Raw genomic sequence first — 12,239 nt, 5'->3', positions numbered from 1 at the left:
TTTCGAAAGGTAATCTGTAAGCGAATTCATGAACTTAGAAAAGAGGATTGACAATGAATTTAAAAGAGATGACGACGCAAAATTTAGTTTTCTACGACATCGAAGCTACGTCAAAGGAAGAAGTAATCTCATTTTTAGTGGATCATTTAGACAAGGAAGGCTATATATCAGATAAAGCGGCGTTTCAAAAGGCCGTTTTGGAGCGTGAGGCGCATTCGGCAACTGGAATGGAGCGCGGTTTGGCAATTCCACATGGCAAATCGAGCGTCGTGAACAAAGCCGTTTTTACTGTGGCAAAACTGAAAACACCATTAGCGGCGAACGTTTGGGAGTCTGTTGACCCGACGAATCAAGTTTCGCTCGTATTTTTGTTAGCGATTCCAGATGAGGAAGCCGGCACGACACATTTGAAATTGTTGGCGGAACTTAGCGGGCGTTTGATGAATGCCTCCTATTTGGACGGATTGCTTGCGGCGCCTAGTAAAGAGACACTTTTTGAGGCGCTTGGTGGTGAAGCGGTGACGGAAACAGTGGCTGGCGATTCGGCATATGCTGGGAAATCGGTATTGGCGGTCACGGCTTGCGCGACAGGAATTGCTCACACTTACATGGCGGCGGAAGCGTTGGAACAGGCCGGTAAGGAGCTCGGAATCGATGTTCGTGTCGAAAAACAGGGCGCGAACGGGATGGAAGACACACACGATGCGGCGGCAATTGCTAGCGCAGACGCGATTCTGTTCGCTGTAGATACGAAAGTCAAGGAGAAGGAACGCTTTGCCGGCAAAAATTACGTCGAAGTCAAAGTCGCAGATCCATTGCGTCACGCCAAGGAAATCCTGATTCGCTCCCTATCCGATCCAGATGGCACAGTGGAGGCGAGCGCAGAATCAGAAGGCGTTGTCGCGAGCAAAAATCAGAAAACAGGCTGGAAAAAAGTCGGCGCAGATATGACGGCTGCCATCATGACTGGGATTTCGTACATGATTCCACTCATCGTTGCGGCAGGTTTGATGCTCGGTATCGCGAAGCTGACGTGGGTTTACGCGCTGGGCCTTGATATCGGCATGATTGGCGATCCGACGTACAATAGCGTTGGTGGTTTGCAGGAATTCCTACATTACCTTGACGGTTTTGGCAATATGCTCTTCAAGTTCATTTATCCGGTGTTCGGGATGTTCGTGGCGTATGCGATTGCGGACCGCGTTGGACTTATCGCAGGTTTTGCGGGCGGTTTGTTCGCAGGTGGCTTGCATTACACGTTCTGGGGCATCGAAGGCGGCATTCCGAGCGGTTTCTTAGGAGCGCTAATCCTGGGTCTAACAGCAGGTTACGTTGCAAAATTCTTGAATCAACGCGTCAAATTATCGAAAAATCTGGTGGCGATGAAGCCAATGCTAATCGTGCCGGGAATCAGTGTTTTGGTTATTTTTATTCTGAATTTATACGTTATTGATCCGGTATTCGGGCATTTGAATAAATGGATTGCGGACACGATTGCGAGTATGAGTACGTCTGGAACGCTGAGCTTATCGGCGATGATCGCGGCTGCGACAGCGTTTGACCTTGGCGGACCGGTAAATAAAGCGGCGGGCGCGATTGCGATTGGCTTGTCGGCAGATGGGATTTTCCCGTTGACACCGCGTGTGTTGGCGATCGTTATTCCACCGCTAGGTATTGGTTTGGCGACGATTATTGACCGCTTCGTCGTAGGCCGCCGCGTTTTTTCACAAGACTTACGTTTACTTGGAAACACATCATTCCTACTCGGTTTTCTAGCGATTTCAGAAGGTGCGATTCCGTTCATGCTTCGTAACCCGCTGATCACGATTCCGTTAAATCTTATTGGCGCAATCGCTGGCGCATGTACAGGTGTGGCACTCGGCGCGGTTCAATGGTTACCACTTCCAGCTATCTGGGGTTGGCCGCTTGTTGAGAATTTACCAGCTTATCTCGTCGGCATGCTAGTCGGTGTCGCGATCATCGCGTTCGGTAATATTTTCATTCGATATGCGATTATTAAACGTAAAGAACGTAATGGCGAAAAAATTGATTATTAAATAGACACGTTGGGACTCAGAAATTTGGGGTCCCAATCCGTTTTTTTATAGAGATTGTGAGGTTTTAAAAATGACAAATAGACAAAAAACAGTTCACGTCGTGCCACATGCGCATTGGGATCGTGAATGGTATTTTACAATAGAAGATTCAAACGTGATGCTGATCGAAAATTTGCGTCATTTAATCGATGTTTTGGAGCGAGATGAGGCGTATAAGTCGTTCGTATTTGATGCGCAGATGTCGGTAATCGAGGATTTTCTCGCAATTTTACCGGAGAAAAAGAAACAATTGCAGGAACTAATTAGGCAAAAACGGCTTTTTGTTGGGCCTTGGTATACGCAGACGGACACGCTACTTGTGCATAAAGAGTCGATTGTACGGAATTTACTGTACGGATCGCGTGCTGCGACTAAGATGGGCCATAGTATGAAAATCGGCTATTTACCGGATATATTTGGACAAAATGCGTATTTACCGTCGATATTTCAGTCTTTTGGGATGGAATACGCGATTTTGCAGCGTGGTCTGTACACGGAGGATGTGGCGACGGATTTGAATTTCCGCTGGGTCGCTCCGGATGGTGTGATGGTAAAAACGAATTATATGTATTTTGGCTATGGACCGGGGAAATTTTTGGCGACGGATGGGGAGTATGTGTCGGGGACGTTGACGCCGATTTTGGATACGTTGCGGGAAATGAATGCATCGACGGCGCACATGTTGCTTCCAGCGGGCGGCGATCAGGTGTTGGTGCGTGAACATTTTCCAGAGACGGTGGAGGCGTTGAATGCCGAGCAATCAGATTATCGCTTCGTGTTGTCGGATTATGAGACGTTTATGGAAGCCACGTGGGAGAACGAGGAATTCGAAACGGTGATCGAGGGGGAACTGCTGGCGTCACAGAAATCGCGGATTCACAATACGATTCGGTCGCAACGTGTGGATATTAAACTCGCGAATAGTCGAATCGAGGATAAAATATATCATCAACTGGAACCACTGGCGGTGATGGCGAATAAGTATGGCGCGCCGTACCCGAAACGCTGGCTGGATAAGGTTTTTAAACTGTTATTTGATGTACACGCGCATGATTCTATCGGCGGTTGTAATTCGGACGAGACGAACCGCGCGATTATACATCGTTTGGAGCAGGCCGAGCGTATTTGTGATAGTCTTATCAACGTTTTGAAAAAGCAAATCGCACGCGGAATTGGGACGGAATTGGAGCAGGGTGCCGTTCTTGTTTTTCATTTGCTGCCAAAAGCGATAACAAAACAAGTCGAGACGGTCCTTTTCACGAACGAAAAAGCGGTATGTTTGGCGGATATGTCAGGCGTTGTTGTCCCGCAAACGATTCTGTCTCAAGATTACATTTCTGGTGGAAAAAAAGTTGTGGTGACGGCAGGCGGGGAACGGGAAGTCGAAATTCCGGGATACTATCGCACGGTTGTAAGCGCCGAAATCGCGATGAAGCCGCTTAGCTATCAAGTTTTGCAAATTATCGAAGGCGCTGTAAATCTATTAGCGCCAACAGATGACGCCAAAATTGCGAATGAATTTTATACAATCGAGGTTGTCGCTGGGAAATTACAATTAACGACGAAGTTCGGCGCGCAACTCTCCAATTTCATGCAATTTGAAGATGTAGCAGATGACGGAGATTCCTATGATTTTTCTCCACTTGCGGGGGACATTGTGGACCTTGCAAGCGCGGCGGAATGTATCGCGGTGAAGCGATCAGATCTCGTTTCGGAAATGACGATTCGCCATACATTAACGCGCGGTGAAGGGACGGAAATCGAGACCACGTTCACACTCAAAAAGGGCGAAGATACGCTTGGCATCAAGCATCGCCTTACTAATAAAACGAAAAACCATCGCATCCGCGTCAGGTTCGAAGCGCCGAATAGCGAGGCAAGTTACGCCGATCAAGCGTTCACTGCTATCAACCGCGCTAACCTGAATCGACATTTTGCGAACTGGCGCGAAAACCGTTTTGCCGAAGCACCAGTCCCGATTTATCCGCTTGAAAATTTTGCCGTAAGTCTCAGCGATAAAGGCGCGATTGGCGTTGTGACACAAGGGTTGAAAGAATATGAAGCGACCACGGATTACCTTGCCCTCACGCTTTTCCGGAGTGTCGGGCTGCTCGGCAAAGACAATATCGCTTGGCGTCCCGGCCGCGCTTCTGGTATCAACAATAAAGTCGTTGAAACACCAGACGCACAGATGCTCGGCGACCTGGAATTCAGCTACCATTATCGCTTCACAGCAAGCTTCACGACCGCCGATTGGTTCCGCACAACCGAACGCGTCCGCACACACCAACTAAGCTACCACCTTCAAACGCTGAATAGTTTTGAAGAACGAGTGGAGCGTTTCGAATTGCCACAACCAGCCGCGATGCGCGATTTACCAACGTCCGCGAGCTTGCTCACAATCAGCGACGACGCCTTTTTCAGCACATTAAAACAAGCAGAAGACGGCGACGGCATCATATTACGCGCTTTCAACCCAACGGACAAGCCAATCAACATCGAGGCCAACCAAGCAAATATCACTGTAAATATGGCCGAATTACCAATCAATAGCCCAGCAGAGATCGCACCACAAAGCCACCTAACACTAAAAATAAAGGAGCTCTAAAACGATGAAGCGATCCGATTTAAATAAGCAACTAAACGACCACATAGCTACACTTTTCAACGAGCCAAAACGCAGTGATATCAGCAATCGTCTAGCAAAACTCATCGACGCACAAGAACAACAAACGATTCCACAAGCCGCCGCGCTCAATGAGCAAAATATCTACCTAATCACATACGGCGACAGCATCCAGTCACCTGGTCAAAAACCGCTACAAGCCTTGCGCATCATGCTTGACGAGACCGTCGCCGATATTATCTCGGACGTCCATTTACTACCAATGTTCCCCTACACATCCGACGACGGTTTTTCCGTGACCGATTATCTGCAAATCCACCCAGAACTCGGCGACTGGTCTGACATCGACGACCTCGCCGGGAATTACCGACTCATGTACGATTTCGTTGCAAACCACATGTCCGAATCAAGCGACTGGTTCCAACAATTCCTACAAGGAAAACCCGGATTTGAACATGCTTTCGTGGAAAAAGAACCCGGATTCGACGCCACAAACGTTGTCCGCCCGAGAACGAGCCCACTTTTTCACACATACGGCACCACCGAAAAACAAGTCTGGTCCACGTTCAGCAAAGACCAAGTCGACGTCAACATCCAAGACCCCGAGATGTTCATCCGCCTAACCGAAACGCTACTTGTCTACATCACGCGCGGCGCCACATCCATTCGACTAGACGCCATCGGTTTTCTCTGGAAAGAATCCGGCACGACTTGCATTCATCTGCGGCAAACCCACACCGTTATCCAAATTTGGCGTTTGCTAACAGACTATTTCGCACCGAACGCACAAATCATTACAGAAACTAACGTGCCGCACAAAGAAAATATCAGCTATTTCGGCGATGGCACCAACGAAGCCCATCAAGTCTATCAATTCCCGTTGCCACCACTCACGTTGCACGCCTTCACGACCCACGACGCGACCCACCTTACAAGTTGGGCAAAAACAATCACCCCGATGAGCAAAACGGCGACCTATTTCAACTTCCTAGCATCCCATGATGGCATCGGCATGCGCCCAACAGAAGGTATTTTAACCGACACCGACCGCGAAAAACTAGCCGAAAAAGTCATCCAAAACGGCGGTCAAATTTCCTATAAAAACAATCCAGACGGCAGCAAATCCATCTACGAATTAAACATCAATTACAGCGATGCCTTACGTAACACCGGCGAATCCGACGAACGAGCAATTCAAAAAATGCTCGCCGCCCATCACATCCTCTTCTCCGTCATGGGCGTCCCAGCCATTTACTATCATTCCCTATTCGGCTCAAGAAACGACAAAAAAGCCGCCGAAACATCCGGAATCCCAAGACGAATCAACCGCGAAAAACTAGATTTAGCGACACTACAAAGCGAACTAGAAACGAACCCGTACCGCCAAGCTATTTTTACAGGGCTCGAGAAATTGGCGAAAGTTCGACAAGCAGAAGCCGCGTTCGATCCGTATCAACCACAAGAAGTTATCCCGAGTGATAGCCGTGTTTTCGCACTGAAAAGAGGCGATGTTTATTGCTACACGAATGTGAGCGATCAGGTAGTTACGATTGAGAAGGCGGGAACGGAAAATCTTTTAACAGGTGAACAGATTCGCGATGGTAAATATGATTTGCCGCCGTATGGTTATGCTTGGATAAAATAATTAGTGATAGGTAAAAATTTTTGGTCGATGGGAGAAGCTTTTTTAGGTGATGGCTATAAGTCGTATCGAAAATGCTTATAAAAAATAGAAATAGATAACCGTGTTATAGAAGAAACCTTGCGATAAAGCAAGGTTTCTTTAGGTAGTGGGTTCTTTTTATGACATAAAAGAGAGGAAGAAATCTTGTTTTTGCTAGGAAAGAAAATAATTAGCGGATAAATGATAATCTTTCACTGGTGATTGAAGGAACACGTACATACATGCAATAAGGCAATCGTTTACAAAAAATTCGAGGTATGTTAACGTTTGGTAGTAGAGACATTACAGCTAATCCAGGAATTTTTCCGAGAGCACGCTTTTATTATGATGTAACTAGGGGATGTATGATGCGTAAAAAATATATATGGTTGATTTTGATTGTAACTGTTATCGTTATTATATTGGTAGGAGGCAAACTCTATATGAATAAGACGAACGAAGAAGCGCTGATAAGAGACAGGAAAATCGAAAATAAAATAGCAAAGGAATTTGCAAAGGGATACCTTACACCAGAAAAAAGGAAGTAAATGAGATTACTTTTTATAAAGCACCAGCAAACCAGAAGGATGCTACGGGAAATCGTAATTACTTTTTTTATTTGAATAATAATAAGGGCTGGAAGGCTGGAGCATCAGTTAAATGGAAAACAAATGAAGTTTGGGCATTTGGAAGTAATGACATAGAATTAGTCGAAAAAAATAATACAAAGGGTGTTATGAAATTAAAAATAAACCATTGGAAGTCATTCATGGAAAGTGAAGTGAATTAAAATGAAGAAGCATCGAAATTTATGGTTAACACTAGGAATTATATTTATTTTATGCATTGGAGGTTATATATTTTTCTTTGCTATTCCAAAATACACGGCCACAAATGCAGTCAACGCTTATATGCAAGAACAGGGACTATCTGATGATCATGTAAAGTCAGAGAAGATGAAAAAAGATTGGAAGGGCGGAGGATATGTTGCTACGGTAAAGTTGAAGGATGACCCAGAGATGACTTATGAATATAATTACGATAAAAAGTTTTCTTATCCACATCATATATCTCTACTGGTGTTTAAATATGGATCGGGGCAGAATGATAAAGACGTGAAATATCCACCGTTGAAGTAAGCTATTTAAAATCAAATTAAGCACAAAATAAGATGCTGCTCGCCAAGTTCTGGTGTTCGGCATCTTTCTAGTAGGGTTCCAATTGTATGCGCCAACAGAAGGCATTCTAACCGACACCGACCGCGAAAAACTAGCCGAAAAAGTCATCCAAAACGACGGTCAAATTTCCTATAAAAACAATCCAGATGGCAGCAAATCCATCTACGAACTAAACATCAATTACAGCGATGCCCTACGCAACACCGGCGAATCCGACGAACAAGCGATTCAAAAAATGCTCGCCGCCCATCACATCCTCTTCTCCGTCATGGGCGTCCCAGCCATTTACTATCATTCCCTATTCGGCTCAAGAAACGACAAAAAAGCCGCCGAAACATCCGGAATCCCAAGACGAATCAACCGTGAAAAACTAGATTTAGCGACACTACAAAGCGAACTAGAAACGAACCCCTATCGCCAAGCTATTTTTACAGGACTCGAGAAATTGGCGAAAGTCCGACAAGCAGAAGCCGCGTTCGATCCATATCAACCACAAGAAGTTATCCCGAGTGATAGCCATGTTTTCGCACTGAAAAGAGGCGATGTTTATTGCTACACAAATGTGAGCGACCAGGTAGTTACGATTGAGACAGCGGGTATGGAAAATCTGTTAACAGGTGAACAGATTCGCGATGGGAAATATGATTTGCCACCGTATGGTTATGCTTGGATAAAATAATTAGTGATTAGATACTCTGAATCCTTATCTTGATGGGATAGTATAGACGTGAAGAGGCAATAGTAAAAAGGGTCTGGGGCATAACCCGAATACAAACGCTTTCGCTCGATTTGTGTAAAGCAAAATTTTTCGCCCTACCCGAAGTAAAGGGAAGGGCGTTTTTGCTTTATCTCGCGTTTTTATACGCATGCTTGAAAGCGTAATGAATGGTACAAATGAGCATGACGGTTCAGTTTGTCCCGCGAGGTTTTGGAGAACCTCAATAAGCCATCGACCTACAACTTATTCCTCTATCTCTATTATGATAGAAAAACAGTTGTAGGTCGATAGCTTTTTTTCATTGTGATTGGTGTCAGCGTAAGCTGACATGGGAGTTTGTCCTAGACTCTTTTTTGCTCTTATTGGGAATGGAAGAATCATTGATAGGGCTTCTTAATCTACTTTAGGTAATTCTTCTATACTTGTCTTTATTCTTCCAGTAGTCTATTAACATCATTAATATAAAAGTTAACATACCTGCACCACTCACTAATAGATAATAAAAAAATTGGCTAGTAAAGCTAACGTAAGAAAATATTGCGATAAAAAAGATTAACCCCAGAATGAGGAGCCAGTTAGATTTCACAAATTGCTTAATGTTCATAAGATCACCTTCCAAGTTAAAATATTTAGAGTATTGCATTTTAATATACTATTATGTTATATTATCTATATTAACATAAAAAGGAGATGTTTGGAAATGAAAAAGAATAAAATTTTTATACCTGTCGTACTTGCTAGCACCTTGGTACTAACAACGATATTACCAACATTTGTTAATGCTAGCGAAGCGGTTGAACAGGAAGAGAACCAATTAAATGGGGAAGAAATATTCTATAGCTTAGAAAGTGAAAATAGAGCAATAGAGTACGATGTTCCAGAAGAGATTGCGGTATTACCAAGCAATCCATTATTGCGGGCAAATGTTCCTGTTGATAACAGTGGAGTCACTGCTCAAAAGCGATTTCGGGGCATTACTTGAAATCATCAAAGATCGATACTAAATCTATTAAGGTACAAAATCAAGAACAAGCTGCGAATGAACTAGCGAAATTTATTGTTGGATTGGGTGCAGGAACATTAGGTGTTGTTGGTAAAACAGTAGGAGCGGTTCTAACAATTATGGGAGGATCAGCAATTGTTAAACAACTGTTCACAGGAAAAGTAGGGGCGCAATATCCAATTAAAGTAATAACGTATGTATATTTTGCAAATAAACCTACCGGTACATATGCTGGTTATACTATAATTGTAGTTAGAAACGCTACTACCGGAAAAGTTATTCAAAGCAAGAGGAATACGATTGCGAGAACTGGGGCATAATTCTAAGTACTGCAAAAATGTACTAAAAATATGGCTATAAAAAAGACCAATGAGCTAGATATCCTTAGAGGTATCTAGTTTTTGTGTTGTAGAGACGCATTATATGGCGATTAAAATGCTTTGAATTGAAGGGTTTCCCCAGAGTAGTCATGGAACGAAAAAGCCCATAGAAAACAAAAACTCGAACTAGTAAAAATAAGATGAAGAAAAATTATCAGTCTCTTTAAGAATATATGATAGTGAAAATTATTCCATTAAAGAGATTATTACACGCACCGGCATATCCTAGGATTCTTTATATCGAGCGATTAATACACGAAAATCTGCAAAAAAACACAGACATTACCTCGAAATAAGGCACTAATATGCGTGTGCCTATGGGCATTTTCGTTCCGTTGATATTCTGTATTTATGAACCATGATAAGGAAACTACGAAGGTTTTTCATGTTTTGGGTATGGCAGAGTAACGAGCTAATTTCATAATTCAAAAGTATTGTAACCCAATATTGTTTAGGCACATTATGTAGATGATTTGTTTAGGAGATGTATAAATAGAAACGATGGCTGCTAGCGTGAATAAGCGTAGTAATCATCGTTTTTATTTGGTGACGATATAGAGATAGCAAGCTTAAATTTCCACTTCAATTTTAAACTTCTCCAGAAGCTTTGAAAAATGTGAATGTAAGCTATTAAAATCTAAATAATTGATGATGAGCATATTTTTCCTTATGGTTTCATATGCCTGTAAATCTTGTCCAATTTTGAGGCAGGCAATAGCGTGATTCATTTCTGAACAAACTTTCTCATATACAAGGGTATACTTTTTTGCTTTTTCAATTGCTGTTTCCGCAAAATTCTTAGCAGCATCAAAATCTTCATATTCCATGCAAAGTGTGGATAAATTCAAATAAATATGCTGTTCTGTGTGCTGGAATTCCATAAAATATTGAAAGTTATCTAGGCGTTTTAAGGAAGTACGAGAAAATAACAAAGCTTCCTCTACTGTTAAAGAGTAGATAATATTATTAAATAATTTTAGTTCATACAAATACCAGTTATCCATCTTGAATAAATATTCCTTGATAGGATTCACAAATTGAATCATCTCATCGTTAACTGTATGTGTCACGCTATATGAAATCAAAGCTTTACAGATTAACATATAGTGATAGTAAGTAATATCTTCAGTTTTTTCGTGCAAGTCTTTAGCTGTAACAGCCAAATTTTTAAGTTTTTCTGTGTCATTCAAGTTTGCGGCTTCACTAATCTTTGAGCGTATTTGCTGTTTAAAGTGCATCTTTTGATCATTTTGAATAAAAAGGAATTCTTCAAAAACAACATTTAATCTATCAAGAAGTAAGAAAAATTTATCATACGATGGAAAATAATTATTGGTCTCAATCTGAGAAAGGTGTGAGCGTGTAAGTATACCATCGGATAACTCTTTCTGTGTTAGATTTTTATCTTTTCTAATTTTCTTAATGGTCGCTCCAAAATTCATGATAACGCCTCCAATTTTTAATGTGAATTGATGGAAATAAGGAACAAAAACAACAATTCTATATAGAATAGCTATAATATGAACATGTAATGGTTGAACAGCAGAGGGGTGAAATACACATGATGGATCCACTAATTTGGGTAATTGATGCCTGACTAAATGGGCAACACAATTTTTCCAGATGAGAGTTTTAAGTTTCTGAAATCGTTTTCTGGTGGAATTAATTTTTGAAAAGTAAGTTAAAACTAATTAATGAGTGAAAAATAAGACTTAAATCCATTATATAACATACAACTTACTTCGGCTAGCACTTAAGTAAATAAAAATGATATATTTGGGTCTTATTTGCTAAATAAAAACAAAATCACTAATTTTTGAGATGAATGTGATAGGGTTTCGTGACAAGGATTCAGGTAGTTTTCTATGTTATGTAGTGAACTTGCTTCGAATCCTTTTGTTATAAATGATTCTAAAATCAAAAAGGGATGAAGCGTATGCGGGGAAGTTTATGGGGAGCCTTGCGGGAGTTGGTCGCAACGGCTATTGTGCTATGTCGGGAAGTTATGTCTTGGTTGGGATTATTCATTCGATACCATATGAGATGTCCGAATCATGGTAATAAATTTTACGGGAATAAAAAAGGGTAAATTATTGAAGGGGTGAAAAGCATGTCTCATTTGACGGATTTGTTTGCTGGGCCGGTGATTGCTCATGAGATAAAAATAGAAAATAAGACAAGGCATACACTTTTTGATACATATTTGGTAAGTGGGGATCAGCGTCAGCGGGGGAATGTTTTCCGAATTGGGGAGAGGCGGAGTCTGTATCTTCCTGTTTCGAATTCAACGGTGTGTGAGCTGAACTTCACGATTCGTGGGGTGGAGTATAGTTTTCCGTTGCGTGAAAAAATAAATACGCGGAATCAGGCGCCGATTGTTGTTAATATTTTGACGGACGGGACGGCTAGTCTTGATGTGGAAACGTATCGGGAGCAACAACAGGGGGCAAATGGTCAGCTGGTTTGGAAGGGCTCTAAGTTTTTTTGGAGAACAACGACGTTTCTCCTCGTTTTCTTTATTATTTGGCTGATGAATGTGCTTTAGAATGAAAAATAAGCAGGAATCTCGTATACT

The 12,239-nt window shown here is 42.2% G+C and carries 9 protein-coding genes and 1 pseudogene; 9 read left to right on the top strand and 1 reads right to left on the bottom strand.

The annotated features are described in order from the left end of the window. Positions 1-53 precede the first annotated feature (53 nt). From HPK16_RS07705 to HPK16_RS16815, 8 genes and pseudogenes are all read left to right on the top strand, one after another. A complete protein-coding gene (locus HPK16_RS07705; RefSeq protein WP_181676416.1) occupies positions 54-2,057 on the top strand; it encodes a fructose-specific PTS transporter subunit EIIC in 2,004 nt (667 codons plus the stop codon). Positions 2,058-2,127: 70 nt separating this feature from the next. Further along, the gene (locus tag HPK16_RS07700; RefSeq protein ID WP_181676415.1) at positions 2,128-4,704 is read left to right on the top strand and encodes a glycoside hydrolase family 38 N-terminal domain-containing protein; all 2,577 of its coding nucleotides are present in this window, start codon (positions 2,128-2,130) and stop codon (positions 4,702-4,704) included. Between the two features lie 4 nt (positions 4,705-4,708). Continuing rightward, positions 4,709-6,367, top strand: coding sequence for a sugar phosphorylase (locus HPK16_RS07695; protein WP_181676414.1), 1,659 nt, complete (start codon positions 4,709-4,711; stop codon positions 6,365-6,367). An 809-nt stretch (positions 6,368-7,176) separates the two neighbouring features. Further along, the gene (locus HPK16_RS07690) at positions 7,177-7,524 is read left to right on the top strand and encodes a DUF3139 domain-containing protein (RefSeq protein WP_181676413.1); all 348 of its coding nucleotides are present in this window, start codon (positions 7,177-7,179) and stop codon (positions 7,522-7,524) included. A gap of 82 nt (positions 7,525-7,606) precedes the next feature. Then, positions 7,607-8,242, top strand: coding sequence for an alpha-amylase family protein (locus tag HPK16_RS07685; protein ID WP_181676412.1), 636 nt, complete (start codon positions 7,607-7,609; stop codon positions 8,240-8,242). Positions 8,243-8,981: 739 nt separating this feature from the next. After that, a complete protein-coding gene (locus HPK16_RS07680) occupies positions 8,982-9,263 on the top strand; it encodes a hypothetical protein (RefSeq protein WP_181676411.1) in 282 nt (93 codons plus the stop codon). Then, a complete protein-coding gene (locus HPK16_RS07675; protein ID WP_181676410.1) occupies positions 9,260-9,604 on the top strand; it encodes a hypothetical protein in 345 nt (114 codons plus the stop codon). The genes HPK16_RS07680 and HPK16_RS07675 overlap by 4 nt, the downstream gene beginning before the upstream one ends. Before the next feature lie 199 nt (positions 9,605-9,803). Further along, positions 9,804-9,893: pseudogene (locus HPK16_RS16815) on the top strand (recombinase family protein); the annotation flags it as partial. Positions 9,894-10,233: 340 nt separating this feature from the next. On the opposite strand, the gene HPK16_RS07670 reads toward HPK16_RS16815, so the two are convergent. After that, the gene (locus tag HPK16_RS07670; protein WP_181676409.1) at positions 10,234-11,106 is read right to left on the bottom strand and encodes a helix-turn-helix domain-containing protein; all 873 of its coding nucleotides are present in this window, start codon (positions 11,104-11,106) and stop codon (positions 10,234-10,236) included. 668 nt (positions 11,107-11,774) lie between these two features. On the opposite strand from HPK16_RS07670, the gene HPK16_RS07665 reads away from it, so the two are divergent. Next, positions 11,775-12,209, top strand: a complete 435-nt coding sequence (locus tag HPK16_RS07665; protein WP_181676408.1) for a hypothetical protein — start codon at positions 11,775-11,777, stop codon at positions 12,207-12,209. Positions 12,210-12,239 lie beyond the last annotated feature (30 nt).

Origin of the sequence: Paenilisteria rustica (assembly GCF_013820765.1) — a bacterium.
GTDB classification, from domain to species: Bacteria; Bacillota; Bacilli; order Lactobacillales; family Listeriaceae; genus Listeria_A; species Listeria_A rustica.
Note: the sequence above shows the minus strand (reverse complement) of the source record. Positions and strands in the feature narration are given on the sequence as shown.